23 protein-coding genes and 1 tRNA gene are annotated in these 23,072 nt (G+C 66.6%); 10 read left to right on the top strand and 14 right to left on the bottom strand.

What is annotated here, in order from left to right:
- The first annotated feature begins 53 nt into the window (after positions 1-53).
- Positions 54-1,223 (top strand): 4-hydroxybenzoate 3-monooxygenase, encoded by a 1,170-nt coding sequence (pobA, locus tag L2I41_RS14860; protein WP_237154354.1) that lies wholly within the window; start codon positions 54-56, stop codon positions 1,221-1,223.
- Positions 1,224-1,243: 20 nt separating this feature from the next.
- Here the strand turns inward: pobA and L2I41_RS14855 are convergent, their stop codons facing one another.
- From L2I41_RS14855 to pcaD, 5 genes are all read right to left on the bottom strand, one after another.
- Complete coding sequence (locus tag L2I41_RS14855; RefSeq protein ID WP_237154353.1) at positions 1,244-2,584, bottom strand: lyase family protein; 1,341 nt, start codon at positions 2,582-2,584, stop codon at positions 1,244-1,246.
- A gap of 74 nt (positions 2,585-2,658) precedes the next feature.
- Entirely contained in the window at positions 2,659-3,276 is a 618-nt protein-coding gene (gene pcaG / locus L2I41_RS14850) for a protocatechuate 3,4-dioxygenase subunit alpha (RefSeq protein ID WP_237154352.1), read from the bottom strand.
- Positions 3,277-3,279: 3 nt separating this feature from the next.
- Positions 3,280-4,005, bottom strand: a complete 726-nt coding sequence (pcaH, locus tag L2I41_RS14845; protein ID WP_237154351.1) for a protocatechuate 3,4-dioxygenase subunit beta — start codon at positions 4,003-4,005, stop codon at positions 3,280-3,282.
- A 22-nt stretch (positions 4,006-4,027) separates the two neighbouring features.
- A complete protein-coding gene (gene pcaC, locus L2I41_RS14840; protein ID WP_237154350.1) occupies positions 4,028-4,411 on the bottom strand; it encodes a 4-carboxymuconolactone decarboxylase in 384 nt (127 codons plus the stop codon).
- A complete protein-coding gene (gene pcaD, locus L2I41_RS14835; protein WP_237154349.1) occupies positions 4,404-5,186 on the bottom strand; it encodes a 3-oxoadipate enol-lactonase in 783 nt (260 codons plus the stop codon). The genes pcaC and pcaD overlap by 8 nt, the downstream gene beginning before the upstream one ends.
- Before the next feature lie 77 nt (positions 5,187-5,263).
- On the opposite strand from pcaD, the gene L2I41_RS14830 reads away from it, so the two are divergent.
- On the top strand, positions 5,264-6,181 hold the full coding sequence (locus L2I41_RS14830) for a LysR substrate-binding domain-containing protein (RefSeq protein ID WP_237154348.1): 918 nt from the start codon (positions 5,264-5,266) through the stop codon (positions 6,179-6,181).
- A gap of 13 nt (positions 6,182-6,194) precedes the next feature.
- On the opposite strand, the gene pcaF is transcribed toward L2I41_RS14830, so the two are convergent.
- The 3 genes from pcaF to L2I41_RS14815 form a co-directional block, all read right to left on the bottom strand.
- A complete protein-coding gene (gene pcaF, locus L2I41_RS14825) occupies positions 6,195-7,394 on the bottom strand; it encodes a 3-oxoadipyl-CoA thiolase (protein ID WP_237154347.1) in 1,200 nt (399 codons plus the stop codon).
- Between the two features lie 231 nt (positions 7,395-7,625).
- Positions 7,626-8,408, bottom strand: a complete 783-nt coding sequence (locus tag L2I41_RS14820; RefSeq protein ID WP_237154346.1) for a CoA-transferase subunit beta — start codon at positions 8,406-8,408, stop codon at positions 7,626-7,628.
- Positions 8,409-8,423: 15 nt separating this feature from the next.
- Positions 8,424-9,269: a CoA transferase subunit A gene (locus tag L2I41_RS14815; protein ID WP_237154345.1), complete on the bottom strand. Its 846-nt coding sequence runs from the start codon at positions 9,267-9,269 to the stop codon at positions 8,424-8,426.
- Between the two features lie 128 nt (positions 9,270-9,397).
- Between L2I41_RS14815 and L2I41_RS14810 the strand changes: the two genes are divergently transcribed.
- Complete coding sequence (locus L2I41_RS14810) at positions 9,398-10,174, top strand: IclR family transcriptional regulator domain-containing protein (RefSeq protein WP_237154344.1); 777 nt, start codon at positions 9,398-9,400, stop codon at positions 10,172-10,174.
- A 94-nt stretch (positions 10,175-10,268) separates the two neighbouring features.
- Here the strand turns inward: L2I41_RS14810 and L2I41_RS14805 are convergent.
- Positions 10,269-10,344 (bottom strand) — tRNA-Ala (locus L2I41_RS14805).
- Positions 10,345-10,633: 289 nt separating this feature from the next.
- Positions 10,634-11,011, bottom strand: coding sequence for a TIGR02300 family protein (locus L2I41_RS14800; protein WP_237154343.1), 378 nt, complete (start codon positions 11,009-11,011; stop codon positions 10,634-10,636).
- A 204-nt stretch (positions 11,012-11,215) separates the two neighbouring features.
- Between L2I41_RS14800 and aroA the strand changes: the two genes are divergently transcribed.
- The 7 genes from aroA (at position 11,216) to L2I41_RS14765 (ending at position 19,268) form a co-directional block, all read left to right on the top strand.
- Positions 11,216-12,559 carry a 3-phosphoshikimate 1-carboxyvinyltransferase gene (aroA, locus tag L2I41_RS14795; protein WP_237154342.1) on the top strand — a complete coding sequence of 448 codons (1,344 nt, stop codon included), beginning with the start codon at positions 11,216-11,218 and terminating at the stop codon, positions 12,557-12,559.
- A gap of 3 nt (positions 12,560-12,562) precedes the next feature.
- On the top strand, positions 12,563-13,204 hold the full coding sequence (cmk, locus tag L2I41_RS14790) for a (d)CMP kinase (protein ID WP_237154341.1): 642 nt from the start codon (positions 12,563-12,565) through the stop codon (positions 13,202-13,204).
- A 277-nt stretch (positions 13,205-13,481) separates the two neighbouring features.
- Positions 13,482-15,176, top strand: coding sequence for a 30S ribosomal protein S1 (rpsA, locus tag L2I41_RS14785; protein ID WP_237154340.1), 1,695 nt, complete (start codon positions 13,482-13,484; stop codon positions 15,174-15,176).
- Between the two features lie 223 nt (positions 15,177-15,399).
- On the top strand, positions 15,400-16,977 hold the full coding sequence (locus tag L2I41_RS14780; RefSeq protein ID WP_237154339.1) for a hypothetical protein: 1,578 nt from the start codon (positions 15,400-15,402) through the stop codon (positions 16,975-16,977).
- Positions 16,978-17,460: 483 nt separating this feature from the next.
- A complete protein-coding gene (gene sppA / locus L2I41_RS14775; protein ID WP_237154338.1) occupies positions 17,461-18,420 on the top strand; it encodes a signal peptide peptidase SppA in 960 nt (319 codons plus the stop codon).
- A 73-nt stretch (positions 18,421-18,493) separates the two neighbouring features.
- The gene (gene ihfB, locus L2I41_RS14770) at positions 18,494-18,775 is read left to right on the top strand and encodes an integration host factor subunit beta (protein ID WP_237154337.1); all 282 of its coding nucleotides are present in this window, start codon (positions 18,494-18,496) and stop codon (positions 18,773-18,775) included.
- 139 nt (positions 18,776-18,914) lie between these two features.
- A complete protein-coding gene (locus tag L2I41_RS14765) occupies positions 18,915-19,268 on the top strand; it encodes a LapA family protein (RefSeq protein WP_237154336.1) in 354 nt (117 codons plus the stop codon).
- Positions 19,269-19,274: 6 nt separating this feature from the next.
- On the opposite strand, the gene L2I41_RS14760 is transcribed toward L2I41_RS14765, so the two are convergent.
- The 4 genes from L2I41_RS14760 to hisF all read right to left on the bottom strand — a co-directional run bounded on the left by L2I41_RS14760 (position 19,275) and on the right by hisF (position 22,988).
- Entirely contained in the window at positions 19,275-20,588 is a 1,314-nt protein-coding gene (locus L2I41_RS14760) for a cobyrinic acid a,c-diamide synthase CobB (protein ID WP_237154335.1), read from the bottom strand.
- Positions 20,589-20,735: 147 nt separating this feature from the next.
- Positions 20,736-21,689: a type I pantothenate kinase gene (coaA, locus tag L2I41_RS14755; protein WP_237154334.1), complete on the bottom strand. Its 954-nt coding sequence runs from the start codon at positions 21,687-21,689 to the stop codon at positions 20,736-20,738.
- 193 nt (positions 21,690-21,882) lie between these two features.
- A complete protein-coding gene (locus L2I41_RS14750; RefSeq protein WP_237154333.1) occupies positions 21,883-22,206 on the bottom strand; it encodes a phosphoribosyl-ATP diphosphatase in 324 nt (107 codons plus the stop codon).
- 5 nt (positions 22,207-22,211) lie between these two features.
- Entirely contained in the window at positions 22,212-22,988 is a 777-nt protein-coding gene (hisF, locus tag L2I41_RS14745; protein WP_237154332.1) for an imidazole glycerol phosphate synthase subunit HisF, read from the bottom strand.
- Positions 22,989-23,072 lie beyond the last annotated feature (84 nt).

Below are 23,072 nucleotides of genomic sequence, written 5' to 3'. Positions count from 1 at the left end.
TCGGTGGCTCAGCTAATCTCCTCCGTGAAAATACGTGGAGGAGGAGGAACCCCATGCGTACCCAGGTCGCCATCATCGGCGGCGGTCCGTCCGGACTGACCCTGTCGCAACTGCTCAACAAGGCCGGCATCGCCACCGTGGTGCTCGAACGCAAGAGCCGGGACTATGTTCTGTCGCGCATTCGCGCCGGCATTCTCGAATGGGGGGCGGTGGAGCTGTTTCGCACCGCCGGAGCCGGAGCGCGCATGGACCGTGAGGGCATCGTGCACGACGGCACCTGCCTTGCCTCCGACGGACGCCTGTTCCGCGTCGATTTTCATGCGGCCTGCGGCAAGCAGGTGATGGTCTACGGCCAGACCGAGATCACCCGCGACCTCTATGACGCGCAGGACGCCATCGGCGCGAGCGTGATCACCGAAGCCGACAACGTGGAACTCCATGACGTCACCGGCGACAAGCCCTTCGTCACCTACAGCAAGGACGGGGTCACGCACCGCATCGACTGCGACTATATCGCCGGCTGCGACGGCTTTCATGGCGTCAGCCGACCGACCATTCCAGCTTCCGTGCGACGCGAGTTCGAGAAGGTCTATCCCTTCGGCTGGCTCGGCCTGTTGTCGCGCACGCCGCCGGTGCATGAGGAGCTGATCTACGCCCGCACCGAGCGCGGCTTCGCGCTTGCCTCCATGCGCAATCCGCTTCTTTCGCGCTATTACGTCCAGGTTCCACTGACCGACACGGTCGAAGCCTGGTCGGACGAGGCCTTCTGGGACGAGTTCCGTCGCCGCATGCCGGAGGCGATCGCCGACAGTCTCGTCACCGGCCCATCGATCGAGAAGTCGATCGCGCCCTTGCGTTCCTTCGTCTCCGAGCCCCTGCGCTGGGGCCGGCTGTTCCTCTGCGGCGACGCCGGCCATATCGTGCCGCCCACCGGCGCCAAGGGTCTCAACCTTGCCGCCTCGGACGTGCATTATCTCTTCGAGGCGCTGAAGGCGCACTATGAGCGCAAGGACGACGAGGGCCTTGATCGCTATTCGGAAAAGGCGCTCGCCCGCATCTGGCAGGCCATGCGCTTTTCCTGGTCGGTCACCATGATGATGCACCGCTTCCCCGGCCAGAGCGACTACGAGACGCGCATGCAGGTGACCGATCTCGCCCAGCTCGAGCAATCGGAGACGGCCCGCAAGCTGTTCGCCGAGAATTACACCGGCCTGCCCTACTGAGGCCGCGCGCGCCCGGCCGATCAGCTCTGTGCCGGGCGCTCCCGCTGCACTTGCAGCGAAAAAGCACGCGCCTCCGCTGGTGCGAGGCCCAGCGTGGCCGGGCCGGTGAGGCGGGCCTGCCAGCCTTCGCCGGGGAACTCCGCCTCCGCAAGAGCGAGGAGATCCCCCTCGCCCGCGAGCGCCTTGCGGCAAAGCGCGGCAACCCGCCTTGCCGCGTCCGGGCGCGGCATGCGCTCGGCGAGCGCGAAGGTCAGCGCCTCGGCATAGAGCACGCCGCCACCGCCGGCGAGATGGCGTGCCATGGCCTCGGCGTCCGGCTGGATCGCCGGCACGAGATCGAGCGCCAGCGTCAGCGATCGGCCCGTTGCGATCGCCGCATCCGGCAGCGCCAGCCATTCGGAGAACCAGGCCGAACCGTCGCGCTGCAGACGGTGCACCACGGCGCCGGTCATCTCGCCCGACAGCGCCTGCACATGGCGGGCCAGCGCCACCAGCACCGAGGGTGCGACGGGGTTCTGCTTCTGCGGCATGGTCGAGGAGCCGCCGGCACCGGCCAGGCGGATCTCGGCGGTATCAGATTGTGTCAGGGCCAGCAGGTCCTCGCCCATCTTGGCGAGACTCGCCGTCAGCCCCCCCATCCACTGGCCGAAGGCGGCGATGCCGTCGCGCTCGGCGTGCCAGGACGCACCGGGGTCGCCAAGACCGAGCTCCGCCGCCAGGGCTGCCCGTATGCCGGGACCGGCACTTCCCAGAACCGACAGCGTGCCGGCGGCGCCCGACAGTGAAACGCGCAGGAGGTCCGGCGTCAGCGCGTCCAGCCTCTGCCGATGGCGCAGCAGCGGCCGGCCCCAGCTTGCCACCAGGGCGCCGAAGCTGGTCGGCGTCGCCGCCTGGCCATAGGTCCGTCCGGTCATCGCAAGGTCGGCATGGCGCTCGGCGAGGTCGGCGAGCCCGTCGATGACCCGGTCGAGGCGGGCGCGCCAGAGCGCGATCACGTCGCGCAGGCGCAGGGCAAGCGCTGTGTCCATGATGTCCTGGCTGGTGGCACCCCAATGCAGCCAGCTCGAAGTCTCCGGATCGTCCGCCGCCTGGCGCAGCGCCGCCACCAGCGCCGGCACCGGCACGCCGTCCCGGGCGGCGCCGGCTGCGATCTCTTCCGGCGCAATGCGGACGCGCCCGATCAGGGCGCCGATCGCCTCCGCCGCCTTGGCGGGGATGACGCCGTGGCGTGCCTGCACCCGCGCAAGCGCCGCCTCCACCTTGAGCATGGTGGCGATCTCGGCCTCGCCGCTGAAGGCGTCTGCCGTCTCCGGATCGACCAGCAGGGCTCCATAGAGGCTGTAACGGGCCGGGCTCGTCATCTTCTCAGGCCTTTCAAAACAACAAGCGGCGAAGAGAGGCTCCCTTCGCCGCAGTCACTCTCCCACGAGACGTCTCAGACGTCGAGAAACACCGTCTCGCCCTCGCCCTGCAGGCGGATGTCGAAGCGGTAGCGGCCCGGCGCTGTCCTGGTTGCAATCAGCGTCGACCGGCGCTGCTGCTGCTCGATCAGCGTCAGCACCGGATCGCTGGCGTGCAGCGCTTCGTCCTCGGGGAAATAGAGGCGCGTGTTGAGGCCGATGTTGATGCCGCGGGCGACGATCCAGAGGTTGAGATGCGGCGCCTGCGTGCGGCCGGATCGACCGGGCACCAGGCCGGGCTTGACGGTCTTGAAGGCCCACAGCCCGGTGTCGAAATTGGTGATCACCCGGCCCCAGCCGCGGAATCCCGGGCTGACCTCGGCGGCGCGCGGATCTTCCGGATGGGCATGGATGCCATTGGCGTCCGCCTGCCAGACCTCCAGCAGCACGTCCTTGACCGGTGCGCCGGTCCCGTCGAAGACCAGACCTTCCACCTCGATGCGCTCGCCCGATGCCTCCAGGCCGGCAATGTCCCAGCCGAGCTCGCGGTCATAGATGTCGAAGCCGGCGGCGCCGGGCGCGAGGCCGATATGCACATAGGGACCGGCGGTCTGCGACGGCGTTTCCTTGAGATAGTCGAGAGCTTGCGCCATGGCTCAGTTCCCTGCGAGACGGTTTTCGAACAGCGTCGAGCGGCGTCCGCGCAGCACGATGTCGAACTTGTAGGCGAGGCAGTCGAGCGGGATGGCGGCGTTCATGTCGAGCGGCGCGATCAGGCGGTCGATGGCCTCGGGATCGGGAATGGTGTTGACGATCGGGCACTTGGCGATCAGCGGGTCACCCTCGAAATACATCTGCGTGATCAGCCGCTGGCTGAAGGACGAGCCGAACACCGACACGTGGATGTGGGCGGGGCGCCAGCTGTTGACATAGTTGCGCCAGGGATAGGCGCCCGGCTTGACGGTGCGGAAGTAATAGAAGCCGTAGGCGTCGGTCAGCGTGCGTCCGCAGCCGCCGAAATTGGGATCGATCGGCGCCAGATAGGTGTCCTTCTTGTGCCGGTAGCGGCCGGAGGCATTGGCCTGCCAGATCTCGACCAGCGTATTGGGCACGGGCCGGCCGGTCTCGTCGAGCACGCGACCGTGCACGATGATGCGCTCGCCGATGGGGTCGCCTGACTTGGCGTAGTTCTTGATGAGATCGTTGTCGAGCGCGCCGAAGTCATTGTGGCCGAACACCGGACCGGTGATCTCGGAAGAGCTCTGCTCCAGCGACAGGAGCGCCTGACGCGGCGAGCGCGACACCGAGGTCTTGTAGGTCGGCGCAAAGGCCGGCGGATGCCAGTCCCGGTCGCGCTGGTAGAATTCGGCAGGCTTGTCCATCATCGTCCTCCCAGACAGTGCGTCAGGCCGCGTCGCCGCGCATGGCGGCAAAGGTGTCCCTGGCGATCTTTATGGCATGGTTGGCGCGCGGCACGCCGGCGTAAATCGCCACATGCAACAACGCCTCCATCACATCCTGTTCGCTGGCGCCGGTGTTGGCGGTCGCGCGGATATGCATGGCAAGTTCGTGGTCGTTGCCGAGCCCGGCCAGCAGCGCGATGGTCAGCATGGAGCGTTCGCGCAGCGAAATGGTCTGCCGCGCCCACACATGCCCCCAGGCGGCATCGGTGATCAGCGCCTGGAAAGGCTCGTCGAAATCCGTCTTGGCGGCTTCGGCCCGGTCGACATGGGCGTCGCCCAGGACCTTGCGGCGAATGGCCATGCCCTTGTCGGCAAGATCAGTCATGAACGGCTCCCAGAAAGCGGGTCAGCAGGGCGGCGAGGGCCTTGGGATTGTCGATGGCCGGCAGATGGCCCGCCCCCTCGATCAGCGAGAAGAGCGCCCCGGGCACCGACCGGGCGAAGTCCTGCACGAGGTCGGGCGGGGTTGCCTGATCGGCCGAGCCGGCGATCACCAGTGCCGGGCAGGCGATGGTGCCGACGCGGGGGCGGAAATCGGCCTGCGCCAGCGCCCGGCAGGCGCCCTTGTAACCTTCCGGATCGGAGCGGCCCAGCAGGGTTGCCCAAGGCCGGGCCGCGGGGCTGGCGGCAAAATCGGCGGCGAACCAGCGCTGCATCACCGACGGCGCCATGGCCGCAAGGCCATCGCGGTCGACCATGGCGATGCGGGCCGACCAGCTCTCGGCACTGCCGATGGCCGCCGCCGTGTTGCTGAACACCGCCGCCGTCACGCGCGCGGAATGATCAAGACAGAGCGCCTGCGCCACGAGGCCACCGAGCGAACAGCCGATGGCCGTGACCTCGTCGATGCCGAGATGGTCGAGCAGCGCCACGACGTCGGCGGCCAGATCCTCGACGGTGTAATCGGCGATCGGGGTCGCCGAGAGGCCGTGGCCGCGCTGGTCGAGGCACAGCGTCCTGTAGCCTGGGATCGCCGCAACCAGATCGTCCCACATGCGGGTGTCGGTGCCGAGCGAATTGAGAAGCACGAGAACGGGCGCCGCCTCCGGCCCTTGCAGACGGTAGTGCAAATGGCCCCATGCAAGCTCAAGACACGACATCTCTGGTCCTCCCGGCTTGAAAGTGGCATAATCATAGAGCCAAAAAAAATAGATAATCGGTCTTGGAAGATAACCCCATGGTTATGAACCCGGCGATCAAGCTTCGACATATCCGCCTGTTCCTGCAGATCGCGGACACCGGCAGCCTTTCGGCGGCGGCGCGGGCGCAGAGCCTGTCACAGCCGGCGGCGTCCAAGTCGCTCGGGGAACTTGAGGCCCTGATCGGAGCCGAGCTGTTCAGCCGCAGCGGGCGGCGGCTGACGCTGACGGCCGAGGGCGAGCAGGTGCGCCGCCATGCGCGCGAGGCGCTTGCCAGTCTCGACGCGGCAGCGCGCGCGGTGCTGCCGGGATCGGAACGGCAGGTGCTGTCGGTCGGCCTGCTGCCGACGGTGTCGACCCGCTTCTTTCCGGAAGTGGCCGGGCGCTTCATCGCCGATCGGCCGGACGTGACACTGTCCATCGAGACCGGCACGCATCCCTATCTTCTCGCCAAGCTGCGCAATCGCGACATCGACCTGATGATCGGCCGCATGCCGCAGGCGGGCGAACTCACGGGGCTCGACTTCGAGTTCCTCTATGACGAGCCGATCATTGCCGTGGTGCGGTCGGGGCACCCGCTCGAAGGCGCGCCGATCGACGAGATCATCCGCCGCGCGCCACTGGTGCTGCCCAACCGCTTCACCGTCATCCGCAAGATGATCGACGACTTTCTCGGTGCACGCGGGCTGAGCGGCGTGGCCGCAGCGGTGGAGACCAGCACGCTGGCACTGGGGCGCGGGCTGCTGCTCGCCTCCGACGCCATCTGGTTCATCTCGCAGGGCGTCGTCGCCAACGAGATCGAGGCGGGCGTGCTGCGCTCGATCCCGCTCGGCGCCACCTATCTGTCGGGGGCGGTCGGCATGACTTCGGTGCGGGTGGCCGATCTGCCGGCCTTCCGCGCCGCCCCGCTGCTGGCCCTGATGCAGAAGACGCGGCAGGCGGCCGGGCGGGACTGACTGCCGGCGAAGGTCACACCCGTTCGATGGCCAGTGCCACACCCTGGCCCACCCCGACGCACATGGTGGCAAGACCGAACCGGCCGCCGCGCACCTTGAGCGCCCGCGCCAGCGTCCCGGCAAGGCGGGCGCCGGACATGCCGAGCGGATGGCCGAGGGCGATGGCGCCGCCATGCGGGTTGACGTGGTCGGCGTCGTCGGCAAGGCCGAGGCCGCGCAGGCAGGCGAGCGACTGGCTGGCGAAGGCCTCGTTGAGTTCGATCACGTCGTAGGCGCTGGCGGCGATGCCGAGGCGCGCGGTCAGCTTCTCGACGGCCGGCACCGGCCCGATGCCCATGACGCGCGGTGGCACGCCGGCGCTGGCCATGCCGAGCACCCGCGCCATGGGCGTGAGGCCGAGCGCCTTGACCGTCTCGCCCGAGGCGATCAGCAGCGCCGCCGCCCCGTCGTTGACGCCGGAGGCATTGCCGGCGGTGACGGTTCCATCGGGGCGCACGACCGGCTTCAGCTTGCCGAGCGTCTCCAGCGTGGTGTCGGCGCGCGGATGCTCGTCCTCGGTCACTTGGGTGACCGCGCCCTTCCTGCCGGCGATCTCGACGGCGGTGATTTCGCCGGCAAAGAAATCCCGGGAGGAGGCCGCCCGCTGCTGACTTCTGAGCGCGAAGGTGTCCTGATCGCCACGGGAAATGCCCTGCTCGTGCGCCACATTCTCGGCGGTCTCCGGCATGGAATCGACGCCATGCGCCGCCTTCATCGCCGGGTTGACGAAGCGCCAGCCGATGGTGGTGTCCTCGAGCGTCATCTGCCGCTGGAAGGCGCTTTCCGCCTTGCCCATCACGAGGGGCGCGCGCGACATGCTCTCGACGCCGCCGGCGACGGCGAGCCCGATCTCGCCGGACATGATGGCCCGCGCCGCCGTTCCCACGGCGTCGAGACCGGAAGCGCAGAGCCGGTTCATGGTGGTGCCCGGCACGCTCACCGGCAGTCCGGCCAGGAGTGCCGCCATGCGCGCCACATTGCGATTGTCCTCGCCAGCCTGGTTGGCGCAGCCGAACACCACTTCGTCGATCAACGCGGGATCGACGGCGGGATTGCGTTTCAGCAGCGCAGCAATCACCCGCGCCCCGAGGTCATCGGGCCGGACCGAGGACAGCGCCCCGCCGAAGCGGCCGATGGGCGTGCGGATATAGTCGCAGATATAGGCTTCGGCCATGGGTATGGGTCCTTGAGTGTGATCTATGGCTGGTTCAGCCTTGGAGATCGGGCCGGGGCGCTACCCCTCTCCCTCCCCTGCAAGGGGGGAGGGGACGATGACATCGACGTTATGACAAAGGGTCCAGGTTGCTCTCCGGTTCCCACCGCGTCCCCTCCCCCCTTGTGGGGGAGGGACAGGGAGAGGGGTAACCCACGGCAAAGACAAGCACGTCCCCACCTGAAAGCCCCCTCAGCCCCCCGCGTGCGCCCGCCTGGTCCGTTCGTGCAGCGCCCGCAAAACCTCGAGCTCTTCGGCCGTCGGCGCCGGAGTCTCCTTGAGATCGGCGGCGAACTTCAGCGGCCAGCCGCATTGGGCCTCGACGCCCTCGCGCGTTTCGCCCGGGTGCAGCGACACCACGGTCAGCTCCTTGCTGTCGGGATCGGGCTCCAGGATGCAGCGGTCGGTCATGACGCGGGTGGGGCCGAGCGTCTTCAGCCCCAGCCTTGCCCGGTGATCGCCGCCGGTGCCGTGGCCCATGGAGGTGATGAAGGGCAGCTTTTCGACGAAGGCGCGCGACCCCATGGCCATGGTGATGAAGATCTCGCGGCTGTGGGCGGCGATCTCGGGGGCACCGCCGCCGCCGGGCAATCTGACCTTGGGAGCGTCATAAGGCCCGACGACGGTGGTGTTGAGGTTGGCGAAGCGATCGATCTGCGCGCCGCCCAAAAATCCGACCGTGATGCGACCGCCCTGCAGCCAGTAGCGGAACATTTCCGGCACCGCGACGGTGGTGAGCGCGGTGTCGCAGAGTTCGCCGTCGCCGATGGACAGCGGCAGCACGTCCGGCTCGGTGCCGATGGTGCCGCTCTCGTAGATCAGCGTGATGCCGGGCGCGTGGGTGAGGCGGGCAAGATTGCAGGCGGCCGAGGGCGCGCCGATGCCGACGAAGCAGACGTCGTCGTTGCGCAGCACGCGGGCGGCGGCGATGGTCATCATCTCGGTGGCGGTGAAGCCGAGGCTCGGGGCGTTCATCTGGGCAGCTCCGGTTCAGGCGGCGGGACGGCGCGCGGCGAAGTCGGCGGGCGTCGCCCGCATCACATGCGCGTCGATCCAGGCGAGGAAGGTGTCGCGCTCGCGGGCGATCGGGTCCCAGGCGATGTAGAAGGCGTTGTCGCGCTTGTAATAGCCCTGGGCATAGGAGGGATGGGCGCCGCCGGGCACCGCGACGACGGCGGTGATCGTCCAGCCCGGCAGGATCACCGAGTTGGGAGAGGGCGCGCCGAGATCGTCGACGATCTCCTCAACGGTGACGATGGCCTTCTTGGCGGCCAGCACGGCCTCCTTCTGCACGCCGACGATGCCTTCCAGCAGCACATTGCCCTTCCGGTCGGCGCGCAGCGCGTGGATGATGGACACGTCGGGCCGGTGCGCCGGGACGGCGGCCAGCACCTCGCCGGTGAAGGGGCAGGTGACCGAGCGAATGTTCGGGTTCACCTTGGGCAGGTCGGCACCGATATAGCCGCGGAAGGTGGCAAAGGGCAGGTTGGCCGCGCCGGCTTCATAGGCGTTGGCCATGGCGGCGTGGCTGTGCTCCTCGATGGCGAGCTTGTGCGGCCAGCCGTTTTCCACCGCGTCACGCAGCCGGTGCAGCGAGCCGACCCCGGGATTGCCGCCCCAGGAGAAGATCAGCTTGTCGGCGGCGCCGACGCCGATCAGCTGATCGTAGAGAATGTCCGGCGTCATGCGGATCAGCGTCAGATGCTTGCGCCCCTGACGGATGATCTCGTGCCCGGCGGCATAGGGGATCAGGTGGGTGAAGCCCTCCATGGCCAGGGTGTCGCCGTCCTTCACATGGGTGGCGATGGCCTCGGCAAGGCTCAGGAAAGCGGGCATGGCGTCCTCCCGGGATAGGGCCGCAGTCTGAAGTGTCTTGACGGTTATGCGGGGTTTCCCGTAAACCCTCAAGGGCGCAAATTTGTGTCTTGTGCGCTATGCGAACACTTTGTGCGCGGAGTCCGCTGATGAGCGACGACGAAGAGGATCGGGACCGGGACTTCGTGGGCGGCCTCGCCCGCGGCCTCAAGGTGATCGAATGTTTCGATGACGAGCACGAGCGGCTGACCATCGCCGAGGTCGCCGGCCTCACCGGCCTCAGCCGCGCGGCGGCGCGGCGCAGCCTCCTGACGCTGGAACGGCTCGGCTACGCCCGCAGCGACGGGCGCGGCTTCTGCCTGACGCCCCGCATTCTCCGGCTCGGCTATGCCTTCCTCGAATCGACCGCCCTGCCCCAGTTGATGCAGCCCTTCCTCGAACACCTGAGCGAGCGGCTCAACGAGAGCTGTTCGGCCAGCGTGCGCGACGGCGACCAGTTGGTCTACATCGCCCGCTCGGCGACCCGGCGAATCGTGTCGGTGGGCCTGGCGGTCGGCTCGCGCCTGCCGCTGCATTGCACCTCCATGGGGCGGGTGCTGCTGTCGGGCATGCCGCGGAGCGACATGATCGCCCTCCTCAAGGCCGAGCCGCTCCGCCGCCTGACACCGCACACGCAGATAGATCTGGACGCGGTGGTCGCCGCCGTGGATGCCGCCCGCAGCGACGGCTATGCCCTCGTCGATCAGGAACTGGAAGTGGGCCTCATTTCGCTGGCCGTGCCGGTGATCAACTCGTCCGGCGAAGTGGTCGCCGCCCTCAACGCCGGCTCGCAGGCCTCGCGCATGAGCGCCCGGGACATGCTGGACAAATGCCTCGCCCCACTGCTCGCCACCCAGAAGAGCCTGCGCCCGCTGGTGCGGACGTGACGAAAGGCACAAGGCCGAACAAGGCATGGATCGAGCGTCGGCACGAAAGCTGAAAGCTGTCGTTCAGTGTACTGATTGTATTGGGAAAGAAAATTGGTGGAGCTAAGCGGGATCGAACCGCTGACCTCCTGCATGCCATGCAGGCGCTCTCCCAGCTGAGCTATAGCCCCACGATGTCGCAGAAACTTTCATTTCCAAACCACCGGTTCGCTTTCGCTTTTCGGTGTCGCCGGTTGGGTTCCGGCGTCGACGGAGCGGGGTATAAGGGGCATTCGTTCCGTGATCAAGAGGTTTTTTTGAGGAGACGCACATTTCGCTGCATTTTTTTGCCGGACAGCGATTTTTCCTTTTTATTGTAACGAGTTACACCATGATCATATTGAAGCCGCCGGCAAGCGGACAACAAAAAGCCCGGCGGGACGGGCTGTCCGGCCGGGCTTGAAGCGGGTTTGAAGGCGCTCAGCGCTCTTCTTCTTCGTCGACGTCGCCGATGATGTCGGACATGTCGCCGTCGTCTTCGTCTTCCTCTTCGAGGAACACGTCGTCGTCGGCCGCATCGTCACCGAGATCGGCATCCTCGATGTCGGGCACATCGTCGCCATCGGCGTCTTCGGCATCCTCGAGGCTGATGAACTCGGGAGCGATCCCGACCTCATCGACCTCTTCCTCCTCGGTCTCGTCCTCGTCGGCGGCCGTGGCCGGACGGGCCTTGGCGACCATGGAGGCATCGAAATGCGCACCGCACTTCGGGCAGAGAATCGGCGAGCGGTTGAGATCGTAGTATTTAGCGCCACAGCTCGGGCAGAGGCGCTTCAGCCCAAGTTCAGGTTTTGCCACGGGTTTGGCCTCGCGTTGCATGAAAATCGGGGTCGCACTTATAGGACAAACAGGGTGCCTGTCAAAGACGAAATGGCCTTGCCGTCGGTCGAGCGCGTGTTTCTTGGGCTTCGCGCCCGATGACGGATGCGTTTGGCTATGCTAGAGGGGCCATCAGACAAATCCAACCAGGCCCCGTCAAGGCCGAAATCGAGTTTGCGATCCATGGCTTCCCATTCCAAGAGCCGTCCGCTTGCCGCGGGCAAGTCCGGCGCGCTGACCGGCCGCGTGCGTGTTCCAGGCGACAAGTCGATCTCCCATCGCTCGCTGATGCTCGGCGCGCTGGCGCTTGGCGAGACGGTGATCTCCGGTCTTCTTGAAGCCGAGGACGTGATGAACACCGCCAGCGCCATGCGCGCACTCGGCGCGTCGGTCGTCAAGGGGGACGATGGGCTGTGGCGTGTCAAGGGTCTCGGCGTCGGCGGCCTGCTTGAGCCGACCGGCGTCATCGATTTCGGCAACGCCGGCACCGGCGTGCGCCTGACCATGGGTCTGGTCGCCAGCCAGCCGATCGCGGTGACCTTCACCGGCGACGCCTCCCTGGTCAAGCGCCCCATGGGTCGCGTGCTTGATCCGCTGGCCGAGATGGGCGTCGAGTTCATCGCCCGCTCCGGCGGTCGCCTGCCGCTGACCATGCGCGGCGCCCGCACGCCGCTGCCGGTCACCTATCGCGTGCCCATGCCCTCGGCGCAGGTCAAATCGGCGGTGCTGCTGGCCGGCCTCGGCACGCCTGGGGTCACCACCGTCGTCGAGCCGATCTTCACCCGCGACCATACCGAGCGCATGCTGAAGGGCTTCGGCGCCCATATCGAGATCGACACCGACAAGGACGGCGTGCGCACCATCCGCCTCGAGGGTCGGCCGGAGCTGAAGGCCCAGGCGATCGACGTGCCGTCCGATCCTTCGTCGGCCGCCTTCCCGATCGTCGCCGCCTCCATCGTGCCGGGCTCGGATGTCACGGTCGAGGGCGTGCTGATGAACCCGGCCCGCATCGGCCTCATCGAGACGCTGCTTGAAATGGGCGCCAACATCGAGATCGTCGGCGAGCGCGAGACGGGCGGCGAGAAGCTTGCCGACCTGCGCGTGCGCCACGCCGAACTCAAGGGCGTCAACGTTCCGGCGGAACGCGCCCCGTCGATGATCGACGAGTACCCGATCCTCGCCGTTGCCGCAGCCGTCGCCGCCGGCGAGACGCGGATGAACGGCCTCGAAGAGATGCGCGTCAAGGAGTCCGACCGGCTCGCCGCCGTCGCCGCTGGCCTCAAGGCCAATGGCGTCGATTGCACCGAGGGCAAGGACTGGCTGACCGTGCGCGGCGGCTTCGTGCCGGGCGGCGGCACGGTCGCCACCCATCTCGACCATCGCATCGCCATGAGCTTCCTGATCCTCGGCTTTGTGGCCAACAGCGCGGTGACGGTGGACGATGCCGCGATGATCGCCACCTCCTTCCCGACCTTCGAGAGCCTGATGACCGGGCTCGGCGCCGGCTTCACCGAGGTTGAGGACTGAGCCATGACCCAGCTGCCGCTCGTCATCGCCATCGACGGCCCTGCCGCTGCCGGCAAGGGGACGCTGGCCGCCCGCCTCGCGGCGCATTTCCAGCTGCCCTATCTCGACACGGGCCTGCTCTATCGGGCCATCGGCAAGCTGATGGCCGATCGCGGGCATGATCTCGACAATGCCGAGCTTGCCACCGAATTTGCCCGGCACCTTGATCCCGAGGATCTCAAGCGCGGCGATCTCAGAGGCCGTGAGGCGGGTGAGCTGGCTTCGCGCGTTGCCGTGCATCCCGGCGTGCGCGCCGCGCTCGTGGACTTCCAGCGCTCGGTGGCCGGCCGGCCCGAGGGCGCCGTGCTCGACGGGCGCGACATCGGCACGGTGATCTGCCCCGACGCCCGCGTGAAGCTCTTCGTCACCGCCAGCGCCGAGGTGCGCGCCCGCCGCCGCACCGACGAACTGGTCGCCAAGGGCCGCACCGTCGACTACGACACCATCCTCGCCGAAGTGCGCGAGCGCGACGCCCGCGATTCGGGCCGCAAGGAAGCCCCGCTCAAGCCCGCTGACGACGCCGTGGTGCTCGACACGTCCGATCTCGACCCCGATCAGGTGATGGCCAGGGCCATCGCCATCGTCGCCGCCCGCACGGCCGCCTGAGGCCACGCGGGCAGCGGAACCGTGGCGGAAGGCCCGAGCGGGCCGAAATCGCGCCTTTTCTGCATGATCGCGCTTGATGTGGGCGCGCGGGTGGAGTAAGGGAACCGCTCATGGAGGGGTGGCTTGTCTGCCCCTTCGCTTTTTCCATGCTCTCTCCGCCGGCTGTCTTGCGTCGGCGCGTTCCGCAAGGGGCGTGCATCGGTAGCTTACCGAGGCCGGAGGATGGGGGCCACTCTTACCCGCCGACGCCGCCGGACTTCCGGCTTCAGGAGTTTCAATGTCTTCTTTCAATCCCTCCCGCGAGGATTTCGCGGCCCTTCTGGCTGAGAGCCTGACCGCTTCCGACGTTGCCGAAGGCACTGTCGTCAAGGGCACCATCGTTGCCATCGAGAAGGACCTCGCGGTCATCGACGTTGGTCTGAAGGTCGAAGGTCGCGTTCCGCTCAAGGAATTCGGCGCCCGCGCCCGCGACGGCGAGCTGAATGTCGGCGACACGGTCGAAGTCTACCTGGAGCGCGTCGAGAACGCGCTCGGTGAAGCCGTGCTGAGCCGCGACAAGGCCCGCCGTGAAGAGAGCTGGGTCCGCCTGGAAGTCGCCTTCGAAAAGGGCGAGAAGGTCATCGGCCAGATCTCGAACCAGGTCAAGGGTGGCTTCACCGTCGACCTCGACGGCGCCATGGCCTTCCTGCCGCGTTCGCAGGTCGACATTCGCCCGGTGCGCGACGTCAACCCGCTGATGCACAATCCGCAGCCCTTCCAGATCCTCAAGATGGACAAGCGCCGCGGCAACATCGTCGTGTCGCGCCGCGTCGTCCTCGAAGAGACCCGCGCCGAGCAGCGCTCCGAGCTGGTTTCGAGCCTCGAGGAAGGCCAGATCGTCGACGGCGTCGTCAAGAACATCACCGACTACGGTGCGTTCGTTGACCTCGGCGGCATCGACGGCCTGCTGCACGTCACCGACATCGCCTGGCGCCGCATCAACCACCCGTCCGAGGTGCTGTCGATCGGCCAGCAGGTCAAGGTGCAGATCGTCCGCGTCAACCAGGACACCCATCGCATCAGCCTCGGCATGAAGCAGCTCGAGAGCGATCCGTGGGATGCCATCGAAGCCAAGTATCCGCTGGGCGCCAAGTTCACCGGTCGCGTGACCAACATCACCGACTACGGTGCCTTCGTCGAGCTGGAGCCGGGCATCGAAGGCCTGATCCACGTCTCCGAGATGAGCTGGACCAAGAAGAACGTCCATCCGGGCAAGATCGTTTCGACCTCTCAGGAAGTCGACGTCATGGTGCTCGAGGTGGATTCGGTCAAGCGCCGCATCTCGCTCGGTCTCAAGCAGACCCTGCAGAATCCGTGGGAAGCCTTCGTCGAGAAGTACCCCGTCAACTCGGTGGTCGAAGGCGAAGTCAAGAACAAGACCGAATTCGGTCTGTTCATCGGCCTCGACGGCGATGTGGACGGCATGGTCCATCTCTCCGACCTCGACTGGAACCGTCCGGGCGAGCAGGTCATCGAGGAGTTCTCCAAGGGTGACGTGGTCAAGGCCGTGGTTCTCGACGTCGACGTCGAGAAGGAGCGCATCAGCCTCGGCATGAAGCAGCTCGCCAACGACCCGCTCGAGAGCGCCGGCGAAATCCGCCGCAACTCCGTGGTCACCTGCGAAGTGGTCGAGGTCAAGGACGCCGGTCTTGAAGTCAAGATCGTCGACACCGACATCACCGCCTTCATCCGCCGTGGCGACCTGGCCCGCGATCGCAACGATCAGCGCGCCGAGCGTTTCGCCGTCGGCGAGAAGTTCGACGCCCGCGTGACCCAGTTCGACAAGAAGACCCGCAAGGTCGGCCTGTCGATCAAGGCTCTCGAGATCGCCGAAGAGAAGGAAGCCGTGGCCCAGTTCGGTTCGTCCGACTCGGGCGCCTCGCTCGGCGACATCCTCGGCGCCGCCCTCAAGGCCCGCCAGGACGGCGAATGATTGGCAGGCGGGATCCACGCCGATCCTGCCGAGCATGACGCATGAATGGAGCCCGCCGGTATCGCCGGCGGGCTTTTTCTTTGCGCATGGGCTGCCAGCGCGAAGCTCATTCATTGTAAATCCATATTTGATTGTGCAATTTCTCCCTGCATGTGGACTCCCATGCGCTATCCGGAATATGTGTCTGCGGTCTTTTCCTGCCCTCTGAGACACGGTGGCCACCATGAAGTCCTTGATCCCGGCTCTCGTCCTATTGGCGTCTACGGTCGCGGCAGGCGCCACGCCGCGCGCCTATGTGGAAACCTTCGATGGACCGGCTCGGCCCTATTTCCTGACCGATCCCCTGCGGACAAACCCCACCAGCGCGTGGAAGATCACCCAGGACAAAGGGGCCGCGACCTTTGAAAACCAGACAGACCCCAGCGCTCTGACCTATGTGACCATCGCCCTTGCACCCTATGGCGGCGCGGGCTTGTACGAGGCGACCAATGGCGCCGATATCGAGGTGGTCGTGGCAAGCGACGAGACGGCGAAGGGCGCCGCGGGCGTGGTGGTCAATCTCAAGCCCACGCCCAGCGACAATCACTATGTGTTCTTCGGCATCGGACCGGGCGGCACCTTCAAGTGCCTCGAAAAGGTCGGTGGCAAGCTGTCGGCTCTCAAGCAGGACACCCACCCCGCCATCAAGCGGTCCGGACCCAACACGTTGTCGACGGTGCATGACGGCGACGCCATCTCCTTCAAGGTCAACGGCACCGTGGTCTACACCATGCATCCGGCGTCGACCACAAAGCCCAACCTCGTCGGCTTGGCAGCCTTCGGTCAGGGGCGATACTCCTTCGACCAACTCACCGTCCGCGAAGACGAACACGGGCCGCGATTCGGCGGTTCCATTCCGATCTTCGCCCCTTCATCCCCCGCGACTTCCAAAGCGCCGCAGCCCTCTCTCTGCACCCTGAAGCCGATGGATGAGGGCCATCAGCTTGCCGTCTACACCGCGGTGTCGCCAGCCCGCCTGTCGACCGTCGGCTTCGACAGCGGCATCCAGCCGACCGGCCTTGTGGACCTGGAGGTGGAGGCTGGCGCAACTCCCTTGTCCCTGGTGCTCACACAGGTCGGATCGGTGATCTGGCGCCTTGGCGGCGCGACCGAACGGATCGGACGGGTGGACGTCATCGGTCGCATGGACGTTCCCTTCTCGGACGGCCAGAATGTGGGCGTCATCGGCGTACCGGCCGACAAGGTCAACTTCGTCCTGGCAGACGATTGTCCGCGCTTCGACGTTCAGCGAGATCAGTTCCACCTGTTGCGCGAAGCCGGCAAACTCGGCGCCTTGCTGAAGACAAAGCCCGTCACGCCGCAGGCGATCGACAAGCTGATGTTCGGCCGGCGCATTCCCTCTGGAGAGGTCCTGCCCCTGGTGCCGGTGGCGGCGCTGCCGCCGCCGGGCCTCGATGCTCTTGCCTGGACCAATGCGCTGCTGCGCTACCCCGGCGGCTACGAGGCGGTGCCGGTTGCCGGCATCGTCTCCCCCAAGACGCCCATCGCTTCCGACCTGCTGCCGTCCGAGTTCGGCATGGCGCAGCTCATTGGTGAGGGCAAGGCCGAGCTTGTCGACTCCGGCTCCACCTTGCACATCCTGGCGCCCATCGCCCGCCTGCCGGTCATCATCGGTCCGGAGCGCTATCGCATGATCCTGGCTCCGGACGTGCCGGCGCCGGAGGGCATTCCAAAGGAAGCCTGCGTGCTGCGAGACGGTAGCGGCGAAGTCATTCAGAACGCCATGGCCTGCAATAACTGACAAGGGCGTGGGAAGACCGTTTACCGGATCAGACAGCGGATGCAGTTTCAGCGCACTTGCAAGATTTCGATCTTGACCAAGACGCCAGAGAGTCATAGATTAGTTCTTGCCCACTCGATGAGAGCTTGGGATTTTAGACTGGCTTCAACCTTCGAAGCTGGCCGACCTCGAGCGATAGCAATATACGCGGGGTCAACAACCAAGGGCGTCGCTGAACACGACGCCCTTTTGTATTTCAAATACACCAATCATCTCCATCAATACGCATCCAATACTTGGACTGCCCTTTTCCCACGCGCCTCGCGCCCTGGTGCGGGTCTTCGCGCGCGGCGCACAACTCTTGCCCTTGCCGCACAGCCCTTCGGCTGCTACCCATCCACTCCAGCTTGGCACGGCGGGGCTTGAGGCACGGCCCCGCGTCGCCGCACAGATGTCCGGCCGCCCGTTTGTTGCAGGTGCGGCCCATTCGGATTGGAGAAGCCCATGGCCCTCGATGCCGACCTGATGGTGGATCGCCGGCGCACCCGTCGCAAGCTGGTCTTCTGGCGCGCCGCGGCCTTCGTGGTCGCCGCTCTGGCAGTGGTGGTGATCGCCCTGCTCAATGGCGGCGACGAGCTTGCCGGCCGGAACCGGCAGCATATCGCGCGCATCTCGGTCCAGGGCATGATCCTGTCCGATGCCAAGGTTAACGCCATGCTGAAGGAGCTGGCCGAGCAGGACGAGGTGAAGGGCGTGATCGTCGCCATCGACAGCCCCGGCGGCTCGACGGTGGGCGGCGAGGAACTCTATGACGGCATCCGCAAGATTGCCGCCAGGAAGCCCGTGGTCGCCACCATGGGTACGCTGGCCGCGTCCGCCGGCTACATGACCGCGATTGCCGCCGACCATATCGTCGCCGAGCGGTCGACCATCACCGGCTCGATCGGCGTGCTGTTCCAGTATGGCAATGCCGGACGGTTGTTGCAGACGCTCGGCATCGAGGTGAAGACGCTGAAGTCGGCGCCGCTCAAGGCGGAACCGTCGCCCTTCACCTATCCCGAGCAGCCCGGTGCCGCCGCCATGATCCAGCGGCTGATCGACGATACCTATGCCTGGTTCGTCGACATCGTCGCCGAGCGGCGCAAGCTCGACCGGGCGGAAGCGTTGAAGCTTGCCGACGGTTCGGTCTACTCCGGCCGTCAGGCGCTGACGCTGAAGCTGGTGGACGAGATCGGCGGCGAGGACGCGGCGATCGCCTGGCTCGAACAGCAGAAGGACATGCCCAAGGACCTGCCGGTGCTCGACTGGGCGCCCGCCCGTCCCTTCGACGGCTTCAACTTCGGCTCCATGGCGCTCGCCACCGTCGGAAACTGGATCGGCATCGATCTTTCGTCTCTCAGGACGCAACCGGCGCTTGACGGTCTCGTTTCGGTTTGGCACCCTCAAGGTCCGGACATACAATAGATTTTTGGCATTACAAAGTTTCGAGCCGGTGCTACCTTACGAGGAGCGTCGGGCGACAAAAGGAGTTGTCGGGATGATCAAGTCGGAATTGGTGGCCCGCATTGCGGCCCAGAACCCGCATCTGTATCAGCGCGACGTGGAGAACATCGTCAACACCATTCTCGGCACCATCGTCGACGCCATGCGCGAGGGTGACCGGGTGGAACTGCGCGGCTTCGGCGCCTTCTCGGTGAAGAGCCGCCCGGCCCGCACCGGCCGCAACCCGCGCACCGGCGAGAAAGTGCCCGTGAGCGAGAAGTTCGTGCCCTTCTTCAAGACGGGCAAGGAAATGCGCGAGCGTCTCAACGACGGTTGAGCCGAACGCTCGACCATAATTGCACCCGATTGCGGCGGCATGAGAGAGCTGGCGCCGCCGCAAGAGTGTTCGCGGATCGAGTTCGGTTCTCACGCGACACCTCAAGCCTCTCAATCTGGCGCAGCTGGAGTTTGCGGACGTGAAAGCCTTCCTGAAGCTTCTGATCCTCGGCCCGATCGCCATCGTCGTGATGGCGCTGGCGGTGGTGAACAATCAGCCGGTCCGCATCGCCTTCGATCCCTTCACGCCCGAGGCCCCGATCCTGTCGGTGACCGTGCCGCTCTATGCGGTGTTCTTCGTCGCGTTGATGGCGGGCGTGTTGCTGGGCGGCTTCGGCACCTGGACCGGCCAGGGTCGCTTCCGCAAGGCGGCGCGCGAGAACAAGCGCGAGGCGCAGCGCTGGAAGGTGGAGGCCGATCGCCTCAAGGAAGAGACCCAGCGCCTGCCGGAAGCCGAGGCGCCCGTCGCCCTGCCCGGCCGCAAGGCCGCCTGAGCGCCTTCAAGCCGGGTCGACCCGCGCGATCAGATGAAAGAAACTGCCCGTTACCTGGCCCCGGCGCGACCCGTCGGGGCTTTCGCTTTTGCCGTGGGCATCGGCAACCAGCGCAAAGGGCGCGTCGCCGCCGCGATCGAGCGTGCTGGCATAGTGAAATTCATGGCCGGTGAAGGTCGCCCCGTCAGGACCGAAGCTGGTGGCACCGGCAAGGCGCGCCTTGCGATAGCCCAGATGCAGCTTGCGCCGGGCATAGCTCGACTGCAGCCCCAGGAGGCCGGCCATGGCGTGGCGCGTGCCCTCGGCATCCTCAAGCCCCGTCCCCAGCACCATGTAGCCACCGCATTCGCCATGCACGGGGCGGGTCGTGGCAAAGGCGCGCAGGCCGTTCAGAAAGCGATCCGCCGCCGCGATGCGCCCGGCGTGCAGCTCGGGATAGCCGCCCGGCAGCCAGCAGCAATCGGCCGAGGGATCGGGCGCCTCGTCGGCAAGCGGCGAGAAGGGCAGGATCTCCGCGCCTGCCGCGCGCCAGCCGGCGAGCACATGCGGATAGGTGAAACTGAAGGCAGCGTCGCGGGCGAGCGCGATGCGCTGGCCAGGTGGGGCAAGCGCGCTGTCGCCGGCGTCCGGCAGGGTCCGCCCATCGGCCGCGGCGGCGATTCGGTCGAGATCCACATGGGCAGCCACCAGATCGGCCATGGCGTCGATGCGCTGCTCGATGCCGGCGATCTCGCCCGCCTGGACGAGACCCAGGTGCCGCTCGGGCAACGCAATGCTGTCCTGGCGCGGCAGGGCGCCGAGCACGGCGATGCCGAGCGCCTCGACGGCCTCTGTGGCCAGCCGCCGGTGCCGCTCCGAACCGACGCGGTTGAGCACGACACCCATGAGTGTCAGGCGCGGATCGAGCAGCTTCACCCCGAGCGCCACCGCCGCGACCGAGGACGACTGGCCGCTGACGTCGTGGATGAATAGCACGGGCAGGCCGAGGGCGGCGGCAATGTCGGCGGAAGAACCGGTTCGGCCGGGAACTGAGCCGACACCGTCGAACAGGCCCATCAGCCCCTCGGCGATCACCAGATCGGCAGCGCCGGTGGTGCGGGCGGCCAGCGTTTCCACCTGGGCCGGCGTCATGGCCCAGCTGTCGAGATTGGACCCGCTGCGCCCGGCCGCGATGGCATGGAAGGCGGGATCGATATAGTCGGGACCGCATTTGAGCGGTGCCACGCTCGCGCCCCGGCGGGCGAAGGCGCGCATCAGGCCCAGCGTCAACGTCGTCTTGCCGGACCCCGAGCGGATCGAGCCGACGAGGAAGCCTTTCATGACCGCCCTTTCCCTCTGCCTCTGGTTCGCTGGGACATGGAGCCTTCGTTCATCGATCAGGTCGTTTGGAAGGTGCCGCTAGTGGAGCGACTTTGACATTTGCTCGGCGGGTCGTATCGGGCGGATGCAAATGTCAGAATCGAACCACTAGAGCTTGCGCAGCATCACCGTATCGATGGAATGGCTGGCGCTCTTGCGCAGGATCAGGTCGGCGCGCGGGCGCGTCGGCTGGATGTTGTCGCGCAGGTTCGGCAGGTTGATGCCGTGCCACAGGCTCAGCGCGATGGCCAGCGCCTCTTCCTGGGGTATCTCGGCATATTTGCGGAAATAGGACTTGGGATCGCGGAAGGCGGTGTCGCGCAGGCGCAGGAAGCGCTCCACATACCAGCGTTCGAGATCGTCTTCGTTGGCGTCGATGTAGATCGAGAAGTCGAAGAAATCGGAGACGAAGGGGATGGCCTTGCCGTCGCGCGGCAGGCGGCTCGTCTGCAGCACGTTCAGCCCTTCGAGGATCAGGATGTCAGGCCGGTCGATGGTGACGCGCTCGCCGGGCACCACGTCATAGACGAGATGCGAATAGACCGGCGCGGTCACCGCGGGCTTGCCGGCCTTGATGTCGGTGAGAAAGGCGAGCAGGGCCGGCAGGTCGTAGCTGTCGGGGAAGCCCTTGCGCTCCATCAGCCCTTCCTCGCGCAGCACGGCGTTGGGCAGCAGGAAGCCGTCGGTGGTGATCAGGTCCACCTTGGGCGAGGAAGCCCAGCGCTGCAGCATGGTCTTGAGGATGCGCGCCGTGGTCGACTTGCCCGCCGCCACCGATCCGGCGATGCCGATGATATAGGGCATCTTGGCCTGGCTCGAGCCGAGAAACTGGCGCGTGGCGCGGTGCAGCCCTTGCGTCGCTTCCACATAGAGCGACAAGAGGCGCGACAGCGGCAGGTAGATTTCGCGCACTTCCTCGAGCTGAACCGGATCGCCGAGGGAGCGCAAGCGGACGACGTCTTCGAGCGTCAGCGTCATCGGCGCTTCACGGCTCAAGGTCGACCAGGCGGCCCTGGTATAGGTTTCGTAAGGGGACAGTGCCGCGCGTGCGATCTGATCCATCGATTTTCACATGCCACCCGGGTGACCGGCGAACCGGACGACGGATGCCCCTTGCTTTGCCTCGCCCCGAGCGGCCGCTGGTGTCTCAAGTCTCAACCACTTGAGCAGCTTCCGCTCTTGCACGACTTCCCGTCTTGCTCGCGGAAATCCGTCACGCGCCCGTCATATATCATAACAGCTAAAGAAGTTTCGCCTAGTCTTTAGCCCGACTGGCTTTTTCTTCGAGGCCGGAACGGCCCATGCGGCGACCGAGTTCGTCGAGCACCTCTTCAAGCGGCAGATCGGCCAGCTTCAGCACCACAAGGAGATGGTAGAACAGGTCGGCGCATTCGTTGCGCAGGCCCGTGCGGTCGCCCGAGACGGCGGCGATCACCGCCTCCACGGCTTCCTCGCCCACCTTCTGCGCCGCCTTGGGCATGCCGCGGGCGGCAAGCTTGCGGGTGTAGGAGGTCTCGTCGCCATTGACGAGGCGGTCGGCGATCACCGCCTCGAGGTCTTCAAGGGAAAATCCGCTCATCGCACTCATCCGTTGAGGCGGACCGGAATGCCCGCCGCCGCCATGTGCTGCTTGGCCTCACCGATCGTGAAGGTGCCGAAATGGAAGATGGAGGCGGCGAGCACGGCGGTCGCGTGACCGTCGCGGATGCCCTCCACCAGATGGTCGAGCGTACCGACGCCGCCCGAGGCGATCACCGGCACGTGCACGGAGTCGGCGATGCGGCGCGTCAGCTCGATGTCGAAGCCGGACTTGGTGCCGTCGCGGTCCATGGAGGTGAGCAGGATCTCGCCGGCGCCGAGCGACACCACTTCCTGCGCATATTCGATGGGATCGATGCCCGTCGCGGTACGGCCGCCATGGGTGAACACTTCCCAGCGCGGCGTCTCGCCGTCGGCGGAGACGCGCTTGGCGTCGACGGCGACCACGATGCACTGATCGCCGAACTTGTCGGCGGCGCGCTTGACCAGCTGCCGGTCATGCACGGCGGCGGACATGATCGAGGCCTTGTCGGCGCCGGCCAGCAGCAGTGCGCGGATGTCCTCCACCGAGCGCACGCCGCCGCCGACGGTCAGCGGCATGAAGCAGCGCTCGGCGGTGCGACGCACCACGTCGAGCAGAATGCCGCGCTTTTCGTGGCTGGCGGTGATGTCGAGGAAGCACAACTCGTCGGCGCCGGCCGCGTCATAGGCCGCGGCGGCCTCCACGGGATCGCCGGCATCGACCAGATCGACGAAGTTGACCCCCTTGACCACCCGGCCGTCCTTGACGTCCAGGCAGGGGATGACACGCGCTTTCAGCATGGGCAGGGTCCCTGTTGCGTTGCGGTCTGTCTTATACGCGGGCCGCCAAGGTTTCCAGTCCTTCGCCGCCTTCCGGCCGTGCGC

Origin of the sequence: Oryzibacter oryziterrae (assembly GCF_021864535.1) — a bacterium.
Classification (GTDB): Bacteria; Pseudomonadota; Alphaproteobacteria; order Rhizobiales; family Pleomorphomonadaceae; genus Pleomorphomonas; species Pleomorphomonas oryziterrae.
The sequence above is the reverse complement of the archived record's forward strand: the minus strand, read 5'-3'. Positions and strand labels throughout refer to the sequence as shown.

Bases quoted from the DNA above. Each gene is read 5' to 3' on its own strand.
- pobA (WP_237154354.1), top strand. From the start codon at position 54: ATGCGTACCCAGGTCGCCATCATCGGCGGCGGTCCGTCCGGACTGACC.
- L2I41_RS14855 (WP_237154353.1), bottom strand. From the start codon at position 2,584: ATGACGAGCCCGGCCCGTTACAGCCTCTATGGAGCCCTGCTGGTCGAT.
- pcaG (WP_237154352.1), bottom strand. From the start codon at position 3,276: ATGGCGCAAGCTCTCGACTATCTCAAGGAAACGCCGTCGCAGACCGCC.
- pcaH (WP_237154351.1), bottom strand. From the start codon at position 4,005: ATGGACAAGCCTGCCGAATTCTACCAGCGCGACCGGGACTGGCATCCG.
- pcaC (WP_237154350.1), bottom strand. From the start codon at position 4,411: ATGACTGATCTTGCCGACAAGGGCATGGCCATTCGCCGCAAGGTCCTG.
- pcaD (WP_237154349.1), bottom strand. From the start codon at position 5,186: ATGTCGTGTCTTGAGCTTGCATGGGGCCATTTGCACTACCGTCTGCAA.
- L2I41_RS14830 (WP_237154348.1), top strand. From the start codon at position 5,264: ATGGTTATGAACCCGGCGATCAAGCTTCGACATATCCGCCTGTTCCTG.
- pcaF (WP_237154347.1), bottom strand. From the start codon at position 7,394: ATGGCCGAAGCCTATATCTGCGACTATATCCGCACGCCCATCGGCCGC.
- L2I41_RS14820 (WP_237154346.1), bottom strand. From the start codon at position 8,408: ATGAACGCCCCGAGCCTCGGCTTCACCGCCACCGAGATGATGACCATC.
- L2I41_RS14815 (WP_237154345.1), bottom strand. From the start codon at position 9,269: ATGCCCGCTTTCCTGAGCCTTGCCGAGGCCATCGCCACCCATGTGAAG.
- L2I41_RS14810 (WP_237154344.1), top strand. From the start codon at position 9,398: ATGAGCGACGACGAAGAGGATCGGGACCGGGACTTCGTGGGCGGCCTC.
- aroA (WP_237154342.1), top strand. From the start codon at position 11,216: ATGGCTTCCCATTCCAAGAGCCGTCCGCTTGCCGCGGGCAAGTCCGGC.
- cmk (WP_237154341.1), top strand. From the start codon at position 12,563: ATGACCCAGCTGCCGCTCGTCATCGCCATCGACGGCCCTGCCGCTGCC.
- rpsA (WP_237154340.1), top strand. From the start codon at position 13,482: ATGTCTTCTTTCAATCCCTCCCGCGAGGATTTCGCGGCCCTTCTGGCT.
- L2I41_RS14780 (WP_237154339.1), top strand. From the start codon at position 15,400: ATGAAGTCCTTGATCCCGGCTCTCGTCCTATTGGCGTCTACGGTCGCG.
- sppA (WP_237154338.1), top strand. From the start codon at position 17,461: ATGGCCCTCGATGCCGACCTGATGGTGGATCGCCGGCGCACCCGTCGC.
- ihfB (WP_237154337.1), top strand. From the start codon at position 18,494: ATGATCAAGTCGGAATTGGTGGCCCGCATTGCGGCCCAGAACCCGCAT.
- L2I41_RS14760 (WP_237154335.1), bottom strand. From the start codon at position 20,588: ATGAAAGGCTTCCTCGTCGGCTCGATCCGCTCGGGGTCCGGCAAGACG.
- coaA (WP_237154334.1), bottom strand. From the start codon at position 21,689: ATGGATCAGATCGCACGCGCGGCACTGTCCCCTTACGAAACCTATACC.
- L2I41_RS14750 (WP_237154333.1), bottom strand. From the start codon at position 22,206: ATGAGCGGATTTTCCCTTGAAGACCTCGAGGCGGTGATCGCCGACCGC.
- hisF (WP_237154332.1), bottom strand. From the start codon at position 22,988: ATGCTGAAAGCGCGTGTCATCCCCTGCCTGGACGTCAAGGACGGCCGG.